A 21,077-nucleotide genomic window follows, 5' to 3' on the forward strand; every position below is an offset into this window, starting at 1 on the left:
GTGGGAGGGGGCTTGCCCCGGTACAAACCGGGGACATCGTTTACATTTCTAACCGGGGACATGGTTTACAGGCTAATACGCATGATCAGGAGGTAACTGATCATGCCCTGGAACCAAGAGTCCCCCATGAATCAAAGAATCAAGCTGGTAGCTGATTGGCTTTCTGGCAACTTCACCAAAAGCCAGTTGGCACGCCGCTTTGACGTTAGCCGACCTACCGTCGATAAGTGGATTGCCCGGCACGACGGCGATTTGAGGTCTTTATCCGAACTGTCCCGGCGACCTCACAACAGCCCAAATAAAACCGACGACGAGATTTTGGCCCGTGTAGTCGCGATGAAGGAGGCTCACGATAAATGGGGGCCGAAAAAGCTTCTCGAGCTATTACGGCTGGAAGATCCCTCCGTCACCTGGCCCTCTCCAAGTACGGCCGGTCAATGGCTTGACCGACTTGGGCTCGTCAAAAAGCGGCGCTTCAAACGCCGACACAGCATTTCCCACGCACAAATGCGAAAGGCCGACGAACCTAACAAGACGTGGTGTGCTGACTACAAAGGGCAGTTCAAGATGCTTAATGCTCAGATGTGCTTCCCTTTGACCGTCACAGACCATGCGTCGCGGCTGATTTTAGCGTGCAGGGCCCATCCCAAGATCATGACCCAGCCTGTAAAACAGGCCTTTGAGAGGCTTTTTCAGGAGTACGGCATGCCGGAAGTTATCCGTTCGGACAACGGGGTACCGTTCGCCTCTCCTGGCCTGGCAAGAATATCCACACTGGCAGTTTGGTGGATTCGGCTGGGTATTTATCCCGAGCGAACCATGCCGGGAAGACCCGCCCAGAATGGTCGCCATGAACGAATGCACCGTAGCTTGAAACTTGAGTTGCCCTTAGGGAAAAACTTAGTCGAGCAGCAGCTTTTGCTGGAGCATTTCAGGCATGAGTTTAATTACGTACGCCCTCACGAAGCGCTCGGCATGAAACGTCCGGGAGACTTGTATGTGCCGTCCACCCGAATTTATCCAGGATGCTTGCCCGATGTGGAATATCCGGCAGAAATGAAAGTTCGAAGCGTCAGGCAGGACGGATCGATCAAGTGGAACGGCAAGTTGGTATTTATCAGCGAGGCGCTGTCCGGGGAAAGGATAGGGCTCAAAGAAGCTGAAGATGAAGCTTGGGATTTGTACCTGTGTGATTATCCCTTGGGGAGGCTTGGACGAGGTATGACCCGCGTCCAGGCCTCAAATGTGTAAACGATGTCCCCGGTTTCAGATGTAAACGATGTCTACGGTTCTACACCCCGATGGCGGCGTAGCAGTCGATACTTCCATTGACTGACAGACCACTATCGGGGGCAAGCCCCCTCCCACATTCAAGCATTCAAGCATTCAAGCGGTGTCGTTATTGAAACAACGACTCACTCGACAAGCCATTCTTCTCCAGGATCTCGCGCAAGCGCTTGAGCCCTTCCACCTGGATCTGCCGCACCCGCTCACGGGTCAGGCCAATCTCCAGGCCTACGTCCTCCAGCGTGCTGCTCTCATGGCCACGCAGGCCGAAGCGGCGAATCACCACCTCACGCTGCTTGTCCGTGAGCTCCGACAGCCACTGGTCAATGCTTTGGGAAAGATCATCGTCCTGCAGCAGCTCGCAGGGATCCGTAGGACGATCATCCGTCAGGGTGTCCAGCAGGGTTTTATCCGAGTCCGGACCCAGCGAGACGTCGACCGAAGACACACGCTCGTTAAGACCCAGCATGCGCTTGACCTCCCCTACCGGTTTTTCCAGCAGGTTGGCGATTTCTTCGGGCGAGGGTTCATGATCGAGTTTTTGAGTGAGCTCACGTGCCGCCCGGAGGTAGACGTTGAGTTCCTTGACCACATGGATCGGCAACCGGATCGTGCGGGTCTGATTCATGATCGCCCGTTCGATGGTCTGGCGAATCCACCAGGTGGCATAGGTCGAGAAGCGGAAGCCCCGCTCAGGATCGAACTTCTCCACCGCCCGGATCAAGCCCAGGTTGCCCTCCTCGATCAGGTCCAACAAGGACAGCCCACGATTGACGTAGCGTCGGGCGATTTTCACCACTAGGCGCAGGTTGCTTTCAATCATGCGCTTGCGCCCAGCCGGATCACCCTTTTGCGACAAGCGCGCAAAATGGACTTCTTCTTCGGGAGTCAGCAGAGGGGAAAAGCCGATTTCATTGAGGTACAGCTGGGTCGCATCGAGCGCCCGCGTGTAATCAATGTATTTGTGTTGCTTTAACGCGGTGGAGTTCTTGGATTTGGTGCGAACTGAAGGTACAGCAGGTCCCTCATTCGACATCGATTCCGTAGCGATGCCGGTCTCCATAAGGAGAACCTCATCGTCGATGTCAAACTCCGGCGCTTCTTTACTGAGAGCCATTGTTATAGTCCTTTGGTGAGTTCGACCTCAAGCTCAAGCGACGCCTTTATCCTTGGCAACGCTGGAGCCTGTTCCTTCTACGTGAGGAACAGGCTGTGCAACATATCAACGACGGGGTAGGAATTGCAGTGGATCTACAGGCTTCCCTTGACGGCGAATCTCAAAGTGCAGTTTCACCCGGTCCGTACCAGTTGACCCCATTTCGGCAATTGTCTGTCCGACTTTGACCTGCTGCCCCTCCCGAACCAACAGCCTACGGTTGTGGCCGTAAGCACTGACGTAGGTATCGCTGTGTTTGATGATGACCAGTTCGCCGTAGCCCCGCAAACCACTCCCGGCGTACACCACCGTCCCATCAGACGCAGCTAAAACAGGCTGTCCCAAATCCCCGGCAATATCAATGCCTTTATTCAAACTGCCGTTTGAAGAGAATTTTCCAATTAACACTCCATTTGAGGGCCATCCCCAACCGGTCGGCGCAGGCCCTGCGGGGGGCAACGGCGCGGGTGCCGGCTTGTTCGCAGCACTCGGCGCAGCGGTACCCGCAGGCCGGGTAATGATGGTGGTTTTGCTCGAAGACGACGGCGAAGATCCGGTGTTTGTCACAACTGCCGTAGGGGTAGAACCGGTGCGACCGTCAAAGCGAATCGTCTGACCCGGATGTATCGTGTAGGGCACAGGAATATTGTTACGGGCTGCGAGGGCCTTGTAGTCCCAGCCATAACGGAAGGCAATCGAGAACAAGGTGTCGCCCTTGCGCACGACATATTGCCCGGTGGTCACCGTCGGCTTTTGTGGTGCAGCGTTATTGCGGTCAACCACCCGTGCACCGCTGCTTGGCGAGCTGGAACACCCTACCAGAAGGGAACCAAAGACAAGGCCAAGCACCAGTCGCTGAAAACTTGTTTTACTCATACGCTGCGCAAGACCTGTGAGACTCACCCGCCGCTCCCTTTGTGGTGGCTGAACATGAATGCCTGTATCAGGCTTGAAATATGACGCAAGTATAACTGGGCATTGAAGTTTTACCGTCACGCGACTGAAACGAATCATTCAGCGCGTTGAATCGCTCTGTCCATCATGTTGACTTGATAGACCCCGCCGTAAGACACATCCTCACCAACAGAATTCACTGCCCGCGAAAAATGATCAGGCCAGCGGGCCATTGAGCAACGGCACAAAGCGCACGGCACCCAGTACATGTCGGGAAAAACCGTCGTCTTCACGGACAATAAGCATCAATTGTTGCACTTCACCGGATCCCACCGGAATGACCAGCCGCCCGCCCGGGGCCAGTTGGTCGAGCAACGCTTGCGGCACATCGGTGGCCACGGCAGTGACGATAATCCCGTTGTAAGGTGCCAGTGCCGGCCACCCCTCCCAACCATCGCCCCAGCGGAATACCACGTTGCGCAGGTTCAACTCCACCAGGCGTTCCTTGGCGCGGTCCTGCAGCACCTTGATGCGCTCCACCGAGAACACCCGCTCCACCAGTTGCGACAGCACCGCCGTCTGGTAGCCGGAACCGGTGCCAATCTCCAGCACCTTGTCCAACGGCCCCGCCGCCAGCAGCAGCTCGCTCATGCGCGCAACCATATAAGGCTGGGAGATGGTCTGGTTATGGCCGATGGGCAATGCTGTGTCTTCGTAGGCACGATGGGCCAAGGCTTCATCGACAAAGAGGTGCCGAGGCGTACGCCGGATCACTTCCAACACCTGGGCGTTGGAAAGCCCCTCTTCGTACAGGCGCTGGATCAAACGCTCACGGGTGCGCTGGGAGGTCATCCCGATGCCCCGGCGCAGCAGGTCGTCTTGTTCACGAGCCATCAGCGCAGCCCCTCCAGCCAGCCATCGAGACCACTGAAGGCATCACTGAAGGTGCGATCAAGTTGCAACGGGGTAATCGACACATAGCCTTGCATCACCGCGTGAAAGTCCGTGCCTGGGCCACCGTCTTCGGCATCGCCCGCTGCCGCGATCCAGTAGCCTTCCTTGCCACGCGGGTCGACGACCTTCAACGGCGCTGCCGCGCGGGCGCGATGGCCCAGGCGTGTAAGCTGGATACCGCGAATGTGGTCGAGGGGCAAATTGGGAATGTTGACGTTGAGCACCGTGCGCGGCGGCAGGTCCAGGGCGCCATGGGCCTCCACCAGCTTGCGCGCGAAATAGGCCGCGGTGGGCAGGTTGTCCAGTTGACGCGATGCCAACGAAAACGCAAACGAGGTCCGGCCGAGGAAGCGTCCTTCAAGCGCCGCCGCCACCGTGCCGGAATACAGCACGTCGTCGCCAAGGTTGGCGCCGAGGTTGATGCCCGACACCACCAGGTCCGGCTCCTGGTCCAACAAACTGTTGATCGCCAGGTGCACGCAGTCGGTGGGGGTGCCGTTCACACTGATGAAGCCATTGGCCAGAACCTGCGGGTGCAGCGGACGGTCGAGCGTCAGCGAACTGCTGGCGCCGCTCTTGTCCTGGTCGGGGGCAACCACCACGCACTCGGCGTAATCCTGCAGCGCAGCATAGAGCGCGGCAAGACCGGGTGCGGTGGCACCGTCATCGTTTGATATCAGAATACGCATGGGCTGTCCGTCTGCCCCACCGGCACCAGATCAACAAGCTCGCGCACCAAGACAGTGGCGAAGCATCCGGCCGGCAGGACGAATTCCAATTGCAGAATGTCAGGCCCGGGATAATGCCACGTCAACCCGCCAATGGGCAGTCGCAGAATGCGACGTTCCTGGCTCATGCCGGCACTCACCAGCCAATCACGCAGGTCGGCTTCACCGGCGGCAACCGCCTGCTCCAACTCAAACGTGGCGCCTGTCGCCGGAGAATCACCCTCGCCCCACTGCGGCCCGGTGGGGTGCAGGTCCAGGATCGCCAGGCGCGGGTCGCTGCACTCAGCCTCCCCCGCCGGAAAAAAGCTGCGGCTGTCGGTAAACGCCAGCAGATCACCCACTTGCGCGCGCTGCCAGGAACCGTCGGCGACACGTGCCGCCAACACTTTGTTGAAGAGGAAGCTACGCGCGGTGGACAACAACCGCGAACGCACATTGCGTTGCTCCGGCAGGGCCTTGCGCGCGGCCCATTCGCGGGCGTCGACGACATTGCCACCGTTGTGGCCAAAACGCTGGGTGCCGAAATAGTTGGGAATGCCGTACTGGGCAATCAATTGCAGCCGCGCGTCGATGGCGGCGGTATCACCGGCCAATTGGGTCAGGCGCAAGGTAAAGCCGTTGGCCGAGTGCGCGCCACGTTGCAGCTTGCGCTTGTGGCGGGCGGTTTTCAGGATCCTGAGGGTGTCGTTTTCCGCAGCGCTCATGTCCGGATCGGCCTTGCCCGGCAGTTGTACGCTGAACCACTGGCGGGTCAACGCCTGACGGTCCTTGAGCCCGGCATAGCTGACGGTGCGCAACGGCACGCCAGCCGCCTTGGCGATACGCCGCGCGGCTTCCTCAGTATTGAGCCCGCGCTTCTCAACCCACAGCCACAGGTGCTCGCCTTCGCCGGTAAGCGGAATATCGAGCACTTCGTCGACCTGGAAATCTTCAGCCGTGGCCTTCAGGACCGCGCTGCCCAGGGCCTCGCCATAGGCACGCGGGCCCAGCAGTTGCAGGTCGTTCATGCGCGCAGCAACAAGGCGACGGAGTGCACCGCGATGCCCTCTTCACGACCGGTGAACCCGAGTTTTTCGGTGGTGGTGGCTTTCACGTTGACTTGATCCAATTCAATTTGCAGGTCTGCGGCAATCAGTGCGCGCATGGATTCGATATGCGGGGCCATTTTCGGCGCCTGGGCCACGATGGTGTTATCGACATTGCCGACCTTCCAGCCCTTGGCATGGATCAGGCCGACCACATGGCGCAGCAGGACACGGCTGTCCGCGCCCTTGAAGGTGGGATCGGTATCCGGAAAGTGCTTGCCGATATCGCCCAGTGCCGCCGCGCCGAGCAAGGCGTCGCTCAAGGCATGCAGGACAACGTCGCCGTCGGAATGGGCCAGCAACCCATGGTGGTGCGCAATGCGCACGCCGCCCAGGGTGATGAAATCGCCTTCAGCGAAACGGTGCACATCGTAGCCGTGGCCAATACGCATAAAAAAACGCCCCGATTTAATTCAGGGCGTGATTCTACCTACTTTTGCCTCACATTAACCGAGCAAAGCACGACCATGATGTCGCAAATGGTCCTCGATGAAGCTGGCGATAAAGAAGTAGCTGTGGTCGTAGCCAGGCTGCAGGCGCAGTTCCAGCGGATGGCTGGCCGCCTTGGCCGCTTGCTGCAAGGCTTCGGGCTTGAGCTGCACGGCAAGGAAATCGTCGCGGTCGCCCTGGTCCACCAGCAACGGCAGCTTTTCCGAGGCTTCGCCGATCAGCACACAGGCATCCCATTCACGCCATTTGGCGCGCTCTTCACCCAGATAACGGGAGAAAGCTTTCTGGCCCCACGGGCAATCCATCGGATTATTGATCGGCGAAAACGCCGACACCGACAGGTAACGCCCAGGGTTGCGCAGGGCACACACCAACGCACCGTGGCCGCCCATGGAGTGGCCGCTGATACCCCGTTTGTCCGAAGCCGGGAAATGCGCTTCAACCAATGCCGGCAATTCCTGCACCACGTAGTCATGCATCCTGTAGTGCTTGGCCCAAGGTTCCTGGGTGGCATTCAGGTAGAAGCCGGCACCCAGGCCAAAATCCCAGGCGTTGTCCGGGTCGCCCGGCACACCGGCGCCACGGGGGCTGGTGTCGGGCGCGACAATGATAAGCCCCAGTTCTGCAGCCATGCGCTGAGCACCGGCTTTCTGCATGAAGTTCTCATCGGTGCAGGTCAAGCCGGACAGCCAGTACAGCACCGGCAATTTGCTGCCCTGCTCCGCTTGCGGCGGCAGGTAGACGGCGAAAGTCATGTCGCAGCCGAGCACGTGGGAACTGTGTTTGTAGCGTTTGTGCCAGCCGCCAAAACTCTTCTGGCAGGAGATATTTTCCAGGGTCATGGGAGTGCTCCCAGCTGCAAGTTGCAAGCCTCAAGCGGCAAGTAAGGCGTACACCCACTTGCTGCTGATAGCTTGCCGCTTGCCGCTGCTTCAAAAGTGAATGACGGTACGAATGCTCTTGCCTTCATGCATCAGGTCAAACGCTTTGTTGATGTCTTCCAGGCCCATGGTGTGGGTGATGAAAGTGTCCAGCGGAATCTCGCCGGTCTGGGCCATTTCCACGTAGCTTGGCAATTCAGTACGGCCGCGTACGCCACCGAACGCCGAGCCACGCCAGACACGACCGGTCACCAGCTGGAATGGGCGGGTGGAGATTTCCTGGCCGGCACCGGCAACCCCGATGATCACCGATTCACCCCAACCCTTGTGGCAGCACTCGAGCGCGGCACGCATCAGTTGCACGTTGCCGATGCACTCGAAGGAAAAGTCCACGCCGCCGTCAGTCAAATCGACAATCACGTCCTGGATCGGACGGTCATAGTCTTTCGGGTTGATGCAGTCGGTGGCGCCCAGTTGCTTGGCGATCTCGAACTTGGCCGGGTTGATGTCAATCGCAATGATACGGCCGGCCTTAGCCTTGACCGCACCGATCACGGCCGACAGGCCAATACCGCCAAGACCGAAGATCGCCACGGTGTCGCCCGGCTTGACCTTGGCGGTGTTGAGCACCGCACCGATGCCGGTGGTGACGCCACAGCCGAGCAGGCAGACCTTCTCCAGCGGCGCTTCTTTAGGAATCTTGGCGACGGAAATTTCCGGCAGCACGGTGTACTCGGAGAACGTCGAAGTCCCCATGTAGTGGAAAATCGGCTGCCCCTTGTAGGAAAAGCGCGTGGTGCCATCCGGCATCAGGCCTTTGCCTTGGGTGGAACGAATGGCCTGGCACAGGTTGGTCTTACCCGACAGGCAGAACTTGCACTTGCCGCACTCCGGGGTGTACAGCGGGATCACATGGTCGCCCACCGCCACCGAAGTCACGCCCTCGCCGATGGCTTCGACCACCGCACCGCCTTCATGGCCAAGGATGGACGGGAAGATGCCTTCCGGGTCGGCGCCGGAGAGGGTGTAGGCGTCGGTATGGCAAACCCCGGAGGCGACCACACGCAACAGCACTTCGCCCGCCTTGGGCATGGCCACATCGACTTCCACGATCTCGAGGGGTTTCTTGGCTTCAAAGGCAACGGCAGCGCGGGACTTGATCATCCAGGTTTCTCCAGGGCGTTAAAAATGATGGAGAGAGTGTAAAACATGGCTCCATGATTAATAATCCAGGCAAAAGCAAAACTTTATTGCTGTACAGGGATAATCGCCATGCTGGAGAACCGCTGGGAAGGCATCGATGAGTTCGTTGCCGTCGCCGAATGCAGCCAATTTACGGCGGCTGCCGAGCGGCTGGGTGTGTCTTCGTCCCACATCAGCCGCCAGGTGGCACGCCTGGAAGAGCGCCTGCAAACGCGGTTGCTGTATCGCAGTACCCGTAAGGTGACGCTGACTGAAGCGGGTCAGACCTTTCTGCAACATTGCCAGCGCCTACAGGACGGCCGCGAAGAAGCCCTGCGCGCCGTGGGTGACCTGACCAGCGAACCGAAAGGCATGTTGCGCATGACCTGCGCGGTGGCCTATGGCGAGCGGTTTATCGTGCCACTGGTGACGCGGTTCATGGGCCTGTACCCACAATTGCGGGTGGACATCGAACTGAGCAACCGTCAATTGGATCTGGTGCACGAAGGACTCGACCTGGCGATTCGCCTGGGGCGATTGCAGGATTCGCGCATGGTCGCCAGCCGCCTCGCGCCTCGGCGCATGTACCTGTGCGCGTCGCCGTCCTACCTGGCCCGGTATGGTCGGCCACATAGTTTGTCGGAATTGAGTCGGCATAATTGCCTGATCGGCAGCTCGGACATTTGGCAACTGGCCCAGGACGGGAGGGAATTTTCCCAGCGAGTGCAAGGCAACTGGCGCTGCAACAGTGGGCAAGCGGTGTTGGATGCGGCGTTGCAAGGGGTGGGATTGTGCCAACTGCCGGACTATTACGTACTGGAGCATCTGCACAGCGGCGCGCTGGTGTCGCTGCTGGAGGCGCATCAGCCACCGAATACGGCGGTGTGGGGGCTGTATCCGCAACAACGGCACTTGTCGCCGAAGGTCAGGAAGTTGGTGGATTTCTTGAAAGAGGGCTTGGCCGAGCGGCCGGAGTACAGCGGTTGATTAACGACGATTCACCCACCGCAACCGCAGCCACTCCAGGTCTTCCGGCCGAGTCACCTTGATATTGTCCGAGCGCCCTTCGATCAAGCGCGGCGCCTGCCCGGACCACTCCATGGCCGAGGCTTCATCGGTGATCACTGCATCGGCCACCAGGCTATCAGCCAATGCGCGGTGCAAGGCCCCGAGGCGGAACATCTGCGGTGTATAGGCTTGCCAGATCAAGCTGCGGTCGACGGTTTCCACCACCCGCCCCTGCTTGTCGACGCGCTTGAGGGTATCGCGGGCCGGCACGGCCAGCAGACCGCCGACCGGGTCGTTCGCCAGTTCGGTGAGCAACTTATCCAGATCATCGCGACTCAGATTCGGCCGCGCCGCATCGTGGACCAGTACCCAATCGTCATCGCTGGCGCCCAGGGCATTGAGTTGCAGCAACGCATTGAGCACCGAGCCAGAACGCTCCGAACCACCGTCCGCACGCACGATACGCGGGTCAGCGGCACATGCCAGGCTTGGCCAATACGGGTCATCAGCAGCAAGACTGACCACCAACCCCTTGAGGTTGGGATGATCGAGAAAACAGCCAAGGCTGTGTTCGAGAATAGTGCGCCCGCCCAACTGCAAGTATTGCTTGGGACGGTCCGCGGCCATACGGGCACCGACGCCCGCGGCAGGTATCACGGCCCAGAAGGCCGGCAAACGGTAACTCATTGGGCCAACTGGTAGAGGGTTTCGCCCTCCTTGACCATGCCCAACTCATGACGGGCCCGTTCTTCAACGGTCTCGGTACCCTTTTTCAGCTCAAGCACTTCAGCATCGAGGACGCGGTTGCGCTCCAGCAGGCGTTCGTTCTCGGCGTGCTGGTCGGCAATTTGCTGGGTCAGGTCTTTTACCTGCGCAAAGCTGCCATTACCTACCCATAGGCGGTACTGCAGGCCAGCCAGCAACAAGAGCAAGACGAGGAACAACCAATTGGGACTGCGCATCGAATATCGGGTATCCAGTGGAAAAACACGCCATGCAAAACTTTTACAGCAACTGATAGCACGAAGCCTGGAAGAACCAGGCTTGTGCTTGATCGCCATCAGATTAGCGTCGAAACTCGCACCTTCGTGATCTTTCCGACGCAATCCACCGACTTTTTACCACTTACCGATCAGCCGCGAAACTCGCCGCGACCGTTGTACTTGGCTTTGCCGGCCAGTTGCTCTTCGATACGCAGCAATTGGTTGTACTTGGACACACGGTCAGAGCGGCACAGGGAGCCGGTCTTGATCTGGCCCGCCGAAGTGCCCACGGCCAGGTCGGCGATGGTCGAATCTTCGGTTTCGCCGGAGCGGTGCGAGATCACGGCAGTGTAGCCCGCAGCCTTGGCCATCTGGATGGCTTCCAGGGTTTCGGTCAGGGTGCCGATCTGGTTGAACTTGATCAGGATCGAGTTGGCGATCTTTTTGTCGATGCCTTCTTTCAGGATCTTGGTGTTGGTCACGAACAGGTCGTCACCCACCAGCTGGACTTTTTCGCCGATCTTGTCGGTGAGGATCTTCCAGCCATCCCAGTCGGACTCGTCCAGGCCGTCTTCGATCGAGATGATCGGGTAGCGCTGGGTCAGGCCCTTCAGGTAGTCGGCAAAGCCTTCGGAGTTGAACACCTGGCCTTCACCGGACAGGTTGTATTTGCCATCTTCGTAGAACTCGCTGGCAGCGCAGTCCAGGGCCAGGGTCACGTCGGTGCCCAGTGTGTAGCCGGCGTTGGCCACGGCTTCGGAGATCACTTTCAGTGCATCTTCGTTGGACGCCAGGTTCGGTGCGAAACCACCTTCGTCACCCACGGCAGTGCTCAGGCCACGAGCTTTCAGCACGGCTTTGAGGTGATGGAAAATCTCGGTGCCCATGCGCAGGCCTTCGGAGAAGGTCTTGGCGCCGACCGGCTGCACCATGAATTCCTGGATGTCGACGTTGTTATCGGCATGCTCGCCACCGTTGATGATGTTCATCATCGGAACCGGCATCGAGTAGACACCCGGCGTACCGTTCAAGTTGGCGATGTGGGCGTAAAGCGGCAGGTCCTGGTCCTGGGCGGCGGCCTTGGCAGCAGCCAGGGACACGGCGAGGATGGCGTTGGCGCCGAGGCTGCCTTTGTTTTCAGTGCCGTCGAGCTTGATCATCGCGTGGTCCAGGGCTTTCTGGTCCAGCGGGTCCTTGCCCAGCAGCAGGTCACGGATCGGGCCGTTGATGTTGGCTACAGCCTTGAGGACACCCTTGCCCAGGTAACGGCTCTTGTCGCCATCACGCAGTTCCAGCGCTTCGCGCGAACCTGTGGAGGCACCGGACGGCGCGCAGGCGCTGCCGATGATGCCGTTATCGAGAAGCACGTCGGCTTCGACGGTGGGGTTACCACGGGAGTCGAGAACTTCACGACCTTTGATGTCGACGATTTTTGCCATTGTTGTAAACACTCCAAAGTTGACGAAAACGACGCAGCTGAAGGAAATCTTTTGACCGACCGCAAGGGTGGAACAACGGGGCAGGCTTGCAGGCGACAAGGCTCAGGCCCGTAGGCCTGAGCGTAAAGCGTGGGAAAGTCTACCGGAGAATCAACGCTTACGCGGTCTCTACCGTCGGAAAACTCTTGACCAGTTCGTCCAACTGCTTGAGCTGGGCCAGGAATGGCTCCAGCTTGTCCAGGCGCAGGGCGCATGGGCCGTCGCATTTGGCGTTGTCCGGGTCCGGGTGGGCTTCGAGGAACAGGCCCGCCAGGGACTGGCTGATGCCGGCTTTGGCCAGGTCCAGTACCTGGGCACGGCGACCACCGGCGGAATCGGCACGACCACCGGGCATTTGCAGCGCGTGGGTCACGTCGAAGAACACCGGGTATTCGAACTGCTTCATGATGCCGAAACCGAGCATGTCCACCACGAGGTTGTTGTAGCCGAAGCTAGAACCACGCTCGCAGAGGATCAACTGGTCGTTACCCGCTTCCACGCACTTGTTCAGGATGTGTTTCATCTCCTGGGGCGCGAGGAACTGGGCTTTCTTGATATTGATCACCGCACCGGTCCTGGCCATCGCGACCACGAGGTCGGTCTGGCGCGACAGGAAGGCCGGCAGCTGGATGATGTCGCACACCTCGGCGACCACGGCAGCCTGTTCAGGCTCGTGGACGTCGGTGATGATCGGCACGCCGAAGGCTTGCTTGATGTCCTGGAAGATCCGCATGCCTTCTTCAAGGCCCGGGCCGCGATAGGAGGTCACGGACGAACGGTTGGCCTTGTCGAAGCTGGCCTTGAACACGTAGGGGATACCCAGTTTCTCGGTAACCTTGACGTACTCTTCACAGACCTGCATCGCCATGTCACGGCTTTCCAGCACGTTCATGCCGCCGAACAGCACCATGGGCTTGTCGTTGGCAATCTCGATGTCGCCTACGCGAATGATCTTCTGGGCCATCAGGTTTACGCCTTCTTCTGGTGTTGCGTCAGTGCAGCCTTGACGAAACCGCTGAACAACGGGTGACCGTCGCGCGGTGTCGAGGTGAACTCAGGGTGGAACTGGCAAGCGACGAACCATGGATGATCCGGGGCCTCGACCACTTCAACCAGCGCGCCATCACCGGAGCGACCGGAGATTTTCAGGCCAGCCTCTTTGATCTGCGGCAGCAGGTTGTTGTTCACTTCGTAGCGGTGACGGTGACGTTCGACGATCACGTCCTTGCCATAGCAGTCGTGAACCAGGGAACCCGGCTCCAGCAGGCAGTCTTGCGCGCCAAGGCGCATGGTGCCGCCCAGGTCGGAGCTTTCGGTACGGGTTTCGACGGCGCCGGTGGCGTCTTCCCACTCGGTGATCAGGCCCACGACCGGGTGGCCGCTCTTGCTGTCGAACTCGGTGGAGTTGGCGTCTTTCCAGCCCATCACGTTACGGGCGAACTCGATAACGGCCACTTGCATGCCCAGGCAGATGCCCAGGTACGGCACCTTGTTCTCGCGAGCGTACTGCACGGCAGTGATCTTGCCTTCCACGCCACGCAGGCCGAAACCGCCTGGAACGAGGATCGCATCGACACCTTCGAGCAGCGCGGTGCCCTGGTTCTCGATGTCTTCTGAATCGATGTAGCGCAGGTTGACCTTGGTACGGTTGCTGATACCCGCGTGGCTCATCGCTTCGATCAGCGACTTGTACGCGTCCAGCAGTTCCATGTACTTGCCGACCATGGCGATGGTGACTTCGTGCTCAGGGTTGAGCTTGGCGTCAACCACGGCTTCCCACTCGGACAAATCCGCGCCGTTGCACTGCAGGCCGAAACGCTCGACCACAAAATCATCCAGGCCTTGCGAATGCAGGATGCCCGGGATCTTGTAGATGGTGTCGGCGTCTTCCAGGGCGATCACTGCACGTTCTTCAACGTTGGTGAACTGCGCGATCTTGCGACGCGAGGAAATATCGATCGGGTGGTCGGAGCGGCACACCAGCACGTCCGGCTGCAGGCCGATGGAACGCAGTTCCTTGACCGAGTGCTGGGTAGGCTTGGTTTTGGTTTCGCCGGCGGTGGCGATGTAAGGCACCAACGTGAGGTGCATCAGCATCGCGCGCTTGGCGCCGACTTCGAAACGCAACTGGCGGATGGCTTCGAGGAACGGCTGGGATTCGATGTCACCCACGGTGCCACCGATCTCGACCATCGCAACGTCGGCATCGCCTGCACCCTTGATGATGCGGCGCTTGATTTCGTCGGTGATGTGCGGGATCACCTGGATGGTTGCACCCAGGTAGTCACCACGGCGCTCTTTGCGCAGCACGTGCTCGTAGACGCGGCCAGTGGTGAAGTTGTTGTTCTGGGTCATGGTCGTGCGGATGAACCGCTCGTAGTGGCCCAGGTCCAGGTCGGTCTCGGCGCCGTCGTGTGTGACGAACACTTCACCGTGCTGGAACGGGCTCATGGTGCCCGGGTCGACGTTGATGTACGGGTCCAGCTTGAGCATGGTGACTTTAAGCCCCCGCGCCTCCAGGATGGCCGCCAATGAAGCGGAGGCAATGCCTTTCCCCAATGAAGAAACAACACCGCCCGTGACGAATATGTAGCGCGTCATGAAAAACCCTAGAAGTCTGCGTTAAAGCGGTCCGAGCCGCCGGGGAAAGCGAAGAGAGGCCGAAGCCCCCGATCACCTGCATTAATCACAGTGCACCTTTCAAAAAAACCGCCGCGTTGTGACAGACCAGCAGTGAAACTGCCGGTACGTTGATCGCTACACATTTTTTGGAATCGCCCAGCAAAGACTGCTTGGTAATCGGCAACTGCTGCGATTCAGGCGAATCCACAGAAGTTGTATCAAGAAGGGAGCGTAGTCTACCGGAAAGGCGCTATCAGCTCAAACCTTGATCGCAGCTCCGTGGCATCCAATGTAATTGCCAAGCTTCACTCGGTGCGGCCCAGAGTCCAGCGAGGAGGGGCACACCGAGCAATTGCTCGCCCTGATACAGCAGCGGCAATCTGCCACGGATGAAGCCCGGCACCCCCTGTTCATTAAGCAGGCGCTTCAAGTCACGCCGGCCTCGGCCTGGTAGTTCAAGCATTTCGCCGCCCTGGCGATAACGGACCTCCAGCGGGCCTTCGGGCACCTCGCCGCTCATTTCCAGCAGGCCATTACCGGGTAACTCTAGTGGCTTTTGCGGATCAGGCCAGCTCACCGATGCGTGGGAAAACTCCGACCAGCCGCGAGGCAACCACCAGATGCGTGCGCCGCAACGTTGCAAATCTCCATCAGCCAGACGCCATAAGGGCTGTGCGTCGCCCTTGGCGTCGCGCAGGGAATACCAGCCGGCCCAATGGTCGCTGTCGGGTAACCGGGTCAACGGCGCCAGCCAATGGCGCAGGACATTGCGCTGACGAGCATCGGAAAGTTCGCGCAGTGGACCAAGGACCAATGATGGCACCGCCAGCCAAGGAAACCGCGAAGGCTGATCGGCGGCTTGCAGGTCCATGCAGGCCAATTCGCCCAGCAGCGCCTGGGCTTCACCGAGGTGGTCGGCAGTCCGGGCCAGACTGGAGATGGCTTGGGGCCAACGCGCCGTCAGCGTCGGGATCACGCGGTGACGCAGGTAATTACGGGAGAAACGTGGATCGGTGTTGGAAGGATCTTCAATCCACTTGAGTTGATGCTCATCGCCGTAGGCTTCCAGCTCGGCGCGCGAGAGCTCCAGCAACGGCCGCACCAGGAAACCACCTGCCAACGGGCGATGCGTAGGCATTGCGGCGAGCCCTCGCACTCCGGCACCGCGCAGCAGACGGAATAGCAGCGTTTCGGCTTGATCATCGCGATGCTGGCCGGTGAGTAACACTTCCCCTGCCCCGATCACCTCGGTAAACGCCCGGTAACGCGCATCACGCGCTGCACGCTCAAGACTGGCGCCGGGCTGCACGTGCACGCGCATGACCCGCAAGGGGACGCCCAGGCTGTCGCACACCGACTGGCAATGACCTGGCCAGGCGTCGGCGACAGCCTGCAGGCCATGATGGACATGGACAGCGCTTAGAGGCGGAAGGGCTTCGGCGTTGGCCAGGAGATGCAGCAGGACAGTGGAATCAAGACCACCAGAGAAGGCGATATGCCAAGCCGGGGCGTTGCGCCAGGGGGCTAGGGCGTGCAGGAGCTTGGCGGATAAAGTCGGTTTCATCACAGGTTACCGCCGCAAATCTGGAATACCCAAGCCAAGCATACACAAAGCAAATGTGGGAGGGGGCTTGCCCCCCGATAGCGGTGCACCAGCCAGTGAATACAGTGACTGACACTCAGCAATCGGGGGCAAGCCCCCTCCCACATTAGTGCTGCTGCGACCTTAGAGACCGTAGCTCATCAGGCGCTCGTAGCGACGGGCCAGCAGCGCTTCGTTATCCAGCTTTTTGAGCATCGCCAGTTGCGAACCCAGTTCGGCACGGATAGTGGCAGCGGCGGCGGCCGGATCGCGGTGGGCGCCGCCCAATGGCTCGGCGATCACTTTGTCGACGATACCCAGGCCCTTGAGGCGATCGGCAGTGATGCCCATGGCTTCGGCAGCGTCCGGCGCCTTCTCTGCGGTTTTCCACAGGATCGAGGCGCAACCTTCCGGCGAGATCACCGCGTAGGTCGAATATTGCAGCATGTTCAACTGATCGCAGACGCCAATGGCCAGTGCACCGCCGGAACCACCTTCACCAATCACGGTAGCGATGATCGGGGTTTTCAGGCGGGCCATCACTCGCAGGTTCCAGGCAATCGCTTCGCTCTGGTTGCGCTCTTCGGCATCGATACCCGGGTAAGCACCCGGGGTGTCGATGAAAGTCAGGATCGGCATCTTGAAGCGCTCGGCCATTTCCATCAGGCGGCACGCCTTGCGGTAGCCTTCCGGACGCGGCATGCCGAAGTTGCGGCGTACTTTCTCGCGCACTTCACGGCCTTTCTGGTGACCGATGACCATGACCGGCTGGTCGTCCAGGCGAGCGATACCGCCCACGATGGCCGCGTCGTCGGAGAAATGGCGGTCGCCGTGCAGCTCGTCGAACTCGGTGAAGATGTGCTGAATGTAGTCCAGGGTATACGGACGGCGCGGGTGGCGGGCCAGGCGCGCGATCTGCCAGCTGGTCAGCTTGCCGAAGATGTCTTCGGTGAGCGTGCTGCTCTTGTCTTGCAGGCGAGCGATCTCATCGCCGATATTCAGCGAATTGTCATTGCCGACCAGGCGCAGCTCTTCGATCTTGGCTTGCAGGTCAGCGATCGGCTGTTCGAAATCAAGAAAATTCGGGTTCATAAGCGTCCGTCTTGGGTCGACGGCCAAGGGTTGCCTGGCCAGCCGGTTGTCTATTCGCGCCCTACCTTAAGGGAGAGGCGCGTTTAGGTCGAGATTAAATGTTCAGCCGAGGTCAGGCGTTCTGACCGTCAACGGTATTGGAGGAAGACGTTGTCACGGCCGAACTGGTCACGCAAAGCTTGAATCAAGCCGTCAGCGGGATCAATTCGCCACGTCTCGCCAAACTGCAACATGGCCTTGGCGTCGTTGCCGGTGTACTCCATGGTCACCGGGCAGGCGCCACGATGACGCTTGAGCAGGTCACCCAACCAGCGTAGCTGATCGCCCTTGAGGGCTTCGGTCTTCACCTTCAGGCGCAGGCTTTCGGCCAGGTTGGTGCGCGCATCTTCCATGCTCATCACCCGCTTGATCCGCAGGCGCAAGCCGCCGGAGAAGTCATCGTTGCTGACCTCCCCTTCCACCACCACCATGGCGTCGGTTTGCAGCAGCGATTGCGCAGAGTGAAAGGCGTCGGCAAACAGCGACGCCTCGATCCGGCCCGAGCGGTCGTCGAGGGTGATAAAGCCCATCTTGTCGCCCTTTTTGTTTTTCATCACCCGCAGGGCGATGATCATGCCGGCGACGGTCTGGGTATCCCGCGCCGGTTTCAGGTCGATGATGCGTTGACGAGCGAAACGACGGATCTCGCCTTCATATTCGTCAATCGGGTGACCGGTGAGGTACAGGCCCAAGGTGTCTTTCTCACCCTTGAGGCGCTCCTTGAGGGTCAGTTCCTTGGCCTTGCGGTGGTTGGCGTACACATCCGCATCTTCTTCGACGAACAACCCGCCAAACAGGTCGGCGTGGCCGCTGTCGTGGGTGCGGGCGGTCTGTTCGGCGGCCTTGATCGCTTCTTCCATGGCGGTGAGCAGCACCGCGCGATTGCGATCGATATTCGCCTGATACGCCTTCGGCTCATCGTGGAAATACGGCCCGAGACGGTCGAGCGCACCGCTGCGGATCAGGCCATCGAGGGTACGTTTGTTGATGCGCTTGAGGTCAACCCGTGCGCAGAAGTCGAACAGATCCTTGAACGGCCCGTCCTGGCGCGCTTCGGTGATGGCTTCCACCGGGCCTTCGCCCACGCCCTTGATCGCGCCCAGGCCATAGATGATGCGACCTTCGTCGTTCACCGTGAACTTGAACTCCGAGGCGTTCACGTCCGGTGCGTCGAGGCGCAGCTTCATGGTGCGCACTTCCTCGATCAAGGTCACGACCTTGTCGGTGTTGTGCATATCCGCCGAGAGTACCGCAGCCATGAACGGCGCCGGGTAGTGGGCTTTCAGCCAGGCCGTCTGGTACGACACCAGGCCGTAGGCGGCGGAGTGGGATTTGTTGAAGCCATAACCGGCGAATTTTTCCACCAGGTCGAAAATGTTACCGGCCAGGTCGGCGTCGATATTGTTGGTGGCGCACCCTTCAATGAAACCGCCGCGTTGCTTGGCCATTTCCTCGGGCTTTTTCTTACCCATGGCCCGCCGCAGCATGTCCGCGCCACCGAGGGTGTAGCCGGCCATCACCTGGGCGATCTGCATCACCTGTTCCTGGTACAGGATGATGCCGTAGGTCGGCGCCAATACCGGCTTGAGGCCTTCGTACTGGTAATCGGAGTGCGGGTACGCCAACTCGGCGCGGCCGTGCTTACGGTTGATGAAGTCATCCACCATGCCCGATTGCAGCGGGCCCGGACGGAACAGGGCCACCAGTGCGATCAAGTCTTCCAGGCAGTCGGGCTTGAGCTTTTTGATCAGCTCTTTCATGCCGCGGGATTCAAGCTGGAACACCGCCGTGGTTTCGGCTTTTTGCAGCAAGGTGTAGGTCGGCTTGTCGTCCAGCGGGATGAAGGCGATATCCAGCGGTTCTTCGTTGACCTTGGCGCGGTCGCGGTTGATGGTCTTGAGCGCCCAGTCGATGATCGTCAGGGTGCGCAGGCCGAGGAAGTCGAACTTCACCAGGCCGGCCGCCTCCACATCGTCCTTGTCGAACTGGGTGACCAGGCCGCCGCCCTCTTCATCGCAATAGATAGGCGAAAAATCAGTCAGCTTGGTCGGCGCGATCACCACGCCACCGGCGTGCTTACCGACGTTACGCACCACGCCCTCGAGCTTGCGCGCCATCTCCCAGATTTCGGCGGCCTCTTCATCGACCTTGATGAAGTCGCGCAGGATCTCTTCCTGCTCGTAGGCTTTTTCCAGGGTCATGCCGACTTCGAACGGGATCATCTTCGACAGGCGGTCCGCCAGGCCGTAGGACTTTCCCTGCACCCGCGCTACGTCACGGATAACCGCCTTGGCCGCCATGGAACCGAAGGTGATGATCTGGCTCACGGCGTTGCGGCCGTATTTCTCGGCCACGTATTCGATCACACGGTCGCGGCCGTCCATGCAGAAGTCGACGTCGAAGTCGGGCATGGAGACCCGTTCCGGGTTCAGGAACCGTTCGAACAGCAGGTCATATTCCAGGGGGTCGAGGTCGGTGATCTTCTGTACATAGGCGACCAGCGAGCCGGCGCCCGACCCCCGGCCCGGACCTACCGGCACGCCGTTGCTCTTGGCCCACTGGATAAAGTCCATCACGATCAGGAAGTAACCGGGGAACCCCATCTGGATGATGATATCCAGCTCGAAATTCAGCCGATCGACATAGACCTGGCGCTTGGCCTCGTAATCTTCGGTGGTGTCCTTGGGCAGCAGGACGGAGAGACGCTCCTCCAGACCATCAAACGACACCTTGCGGAAATACTCGTCGATGGTCATGCCATCGGGAATCGGGAAGTTGGGCAAAAAGTGCTTGCCCAGCTTCACTTCGATATTGCAGCGCTTGGCAATCTCGACGGAGTTTTCCAGGGCCTCGGGCAGGTCGCTGAACAGCTCGGCCATTTCGTCCGCGCTCTTGAGGTACTGCTCTTCGCTGTAGTTCTTGGAACGACGCGGGTCATCCAGGGCCCGGCCTTCACCGATGCACACGCGGGTTTCGTGGGCCTCGAAATCTTCCTTCTTGATAAAGCGCACATCGTTGGTCGCCACCAAGGGCGCGCCCAGCTTGTCGGCCAGGGCTACGGCGGCGTGCAGATGCTCTTCATCGTTGGGGCGGTTGGTGCGCTGGACTTCCAGGTAGAAACGGTCGGGGAAGACCTGCATCCACTCCCTCGCCAGCACTTCGGCTTCATGGGGATTGCCACCCAGCAGTGCGATACCGATCTCGCCCTCCTTGGCGGCCGACAGCATGATCAGGCCTTCGCTGGCCTCGGCGACCCATTCGCGCTCGATGATGATCGAGCCGTTGCGCTGGCCGTCGATAAAGCCACGGGAAATCAATTCGGTGAGGTTGCGATAACCCACGCCATTCATCGCCAGCAGGCTGATGCGGCTCAGGGGGTTATCCGGGTCTTTGTTGGACAGCCACAGGTCGGCGCCGCAGATCGGCTTGATGCCGGCGCCCATGGCGTTCTTGTAGAACTTGACCAGGGAGCACATGTTGTTCTGATCGGTAACCGCGACCGCAGGCATGTTCATGCCCACCAGGGTCTTGACCAGCGGTTTGATCCGTACAAGGCCGTCGACCAGGGAGTATTCAGTGTGCAGGCGCAGGTGAACGAATGAAGCCGGCATAGTGATCCTGTCCAGAAACTTAGAAACAACAAGGCCCGGGATTGT

General features: G+C 59.8%; 18 protein-coding genes. 2 read left to right on the forward strand and 16 right to left on the reverse strand.

From position 1 onward, the window contains the following. Positions 1-102 precede the first annotated feature (102 nt). Complete coding sequence (locus tag BFP99_RS28905) at positions 103-1,251, forward strand: integrase core domain-containing protein (protein WP_065924691.1); 1,149 nt, start codon at positions 103-105, stop codon at positions 1,249-1,251. A gap of 148 nt (positions 1,252-1,399) precedes the next feature. On the opposite strand, the gene rpoS is transcribed toward BFP99_RS28905, so the two are convergent. The 8 genes from rpoS to BFP99_RS28945 form a co-directional block, all read right to left on the reverse strand. Then, a complete protein-coding gene (rpoS, locus tag BFP99_RS28910; RefSeq protein ID WP_025855149.1) occupies positions 1,400-2,404 on the reverse strand; it encodes an RNA polymerase sigma factor RpoS in 1,005 nt (334 codons plus the stop codon). A gap of 105 nt (positions 2,405-2,509) precedes the next feature. Then, positions 2,510-3,346, reverse strand: coding sequence for a peptidoglycan DD-metalloendopeptidase family protein (locus BFP99_RS28915; protein ID WP_065948790.1), 837 nt, complete (start codon positions 3,344-3,346; stop codon positions 2,510-2,512). 207 nt (positions 3,347-3,553) lie between these two features. Further along, on the reverse strand, positions 3,554-4,189 hold the full coding sequence (locus BFP99_RS28920; protein WP_169899534.1) for a protein-L-isoaspartate(D-aspartate) O-methyltransferase: 636 nt from the start codon (positions 4,187-4,189) through the stop codon (positions 3,554-3,556). A 41-nt stretch (positions 4,190-4,230) separates the two neighbouring features. Continuing rightward, entirely contained in the window at positions 4,231-4,980 is a 750-nt protein-coding gene (surE, locus tag BFP99_RS28925) for a 5'/3'-nucleotidase SurE (protein ID WP_065926446.1), read from the reverse strand. Further along, positions 4,968-6,026, reverse strand: coding sequence for a tRNA pseudouridine(13) synthase TruD (gene truD / locus BFP99_RS28930; RefSeq protein WP_065948791.1), 1,059 nt, complete (start codon positions 6,024-6,026; stop codon positions 4,968-4,970). Before truD ends, surE begins: the two co-directional genes overlap by 13 nt. Next, positions 6,023-6,496, reverse strand: coding sequence for a 2-C-methyl-D-erythritol 2,4-cyclodiphosphate synthase (ispF, locus tag BFP99_RS28935; protein ID WP_012722614.1), 474 nt, complete (start codon positions 6,494-6,496; stop codon positions 6,023-6,025). The genes truD and ispF overlap by 4 nt, the downstream gene beginning before the upstream one ends. A 54-nt stretch (positions 6,497-6,550) precedes the next feature. Continuing rightward, the gene (gene fghA, locus BFP99_RS28940; RefSeq protein ID WP_065926448.1) at positions 6,551-7,396 is read right to left on the reverse strand and encodes an S-formylglutathione hydrolase; all 846 of its coding nucleotides are present in this window, start codon (positions 7,394-7,396) and stop codon (positions 6,551-6,553) included. Between the two features lie 90 nt (positions 7,397-7,486). Continuing rightward, on the reverse strand, positions 7,487-8,599 hold the full coding sequence (locus BFP99_RS28945; protein ID WP_065926449.1) for an S-(hydroxymethyl)glutathione dehydrogenase/class III alcohol dehydrogenase: 1,113 nt from the start codon (positions 8,597-8,599) through the stop codon (positions 7,487-7,489). A gap of 108 nt (positions 8,600-8,707) precedes the next feature. Here BFP99_RS28945 and BFP99_RS28950 point away from each other — a divergent pair, with 108 nt between their 5' ends. Further along, complete coding sequence (locus BFP99_RS28950; protein WP_065926450.1) at positions 8,708-9,604, forward strand: LysR substrate-binding domain-containing protein; 897 nt, start codon at positions 8,708-8,710, stop codon at positions 9,602-9,604. Here the strand turns inward: BFP99_RS28950 and ispD are convergent, their stop codons facing one another. From ispD to dnaE, 8 genes are all read right to left on the reverse strand, one after another. Continuing rightward, positions 9,605-10,312 (reverse strand): 2-C-methyl-D-erythritol 4-phosphate cytidylyltransferase, encoded by a 708-nt coding sequence (gene ispD, locus BFP99_RS28955; RefSeq protein WP_065948792.1) that lies wholly within the window; start codon positions 10,310-10,312, stop codon positions 9,605-9,607. Then, positions 10,309-10,587, reverse strand: coding sequence for a cell division protein FtsB (gene ftsB / locus BFP99_RS28960; protein ID WP_003172294.1), 279 nt, complete (start codon positions 10,585-10,587; stop codon positions 10,309-10,311). The genes ispD and ftsB overlap by 4 nt, the downstream gene beginning before the upstream one ends. A 170-nt stretch (positions 10,588-10,757) precedes the next feature. Then, a complete protein-coding gene (eno, locus tag BFP99_RS28965; RefSeq protein ID WP_027604464.1) occupies positions 10,758-12,047 on the reverse strand; it encodes a phosphopyruvate hydratase in 1,290 nt (429 codons plus the stop codon). A gap of 157 nt (positions 12,048-12,204) precedes the next feature. Continuing rightward, positions 12,205-13,050, reverse strand: a complete 846-nt coding sequence (kdsA, locus tag BFP99_RS28970; RefSeq protein ID WP_027604465.1) for a 3-deoxy-8-phosphooctulonate synthase — start codon at positions 13,048-13,050, stop codon at positions 12,205-12,207. A 5-nt stretch (positions 13,051-13,055) separates the two neighbouring features. Continuing rightward, the gene (locus tag BFP99_RS28975; protein WP_053137224.1) at positions 13,056-14,687 is read right to left on the reverse strand and encodes a CTP synthase; all 1,632 of its coding nucleotides are present in this window, start codon (positions 14,685-14,687) and stop codon (positions 13,056-13,058) included. A gap of 274 nt (positions 14,688-14,961) precedes the next feature. Continuing rightward, positions 14,962-16,272, reverse strand: coding sequence for a tRNA lysidine(34) synthetase TilS (gene tilS, locus BFP99_RS28980; RefSeq protein WP_065948793.1), 1,311 nt, complete (start codon positions 16,270-16,272; stop codon positions 14,962-14,964). A gap of 162 nt (positions 16,273-16,434) precedes the next feature. Further along, positions 16,435-17,382 (reverse strand): acetyl-CoA carboxylase carboxyltransferase subunit alpha, encoded by a 948-nt coding sequence (locus BFP99_RS28985; RefSeq protein ID WP_016976871.1) that lies wholly within the window; start codon positions 17,380-17,382, stop codon positions 16,435-16,437. Positions 17,383-17,510: 128 nt separating this feature from the next. After that, complete coding sequence (gene dnaE, locus BFP99_RS28990) at positions 17,511-21,032, reverse strand: DNA polymerase III subunit alpha (protein ID WP_065926453.1); 3,522 nt, start codon at positions 21,030-21,032, stop codon at positions 17,511-17,513. Positions 21,033-21,077: the final 45 nt, after the last annotated feature.

The organism is Pseudomonas sp. 1 R 17 (assembly GCF_900067035.1).
GTDB lineage: Bacteria > Pseudomonadota > Gammaproteobacteria > Pseudomonadales > Pseudomonadaceae > Aquipseudomonas > Aquipseudomonas marginalis.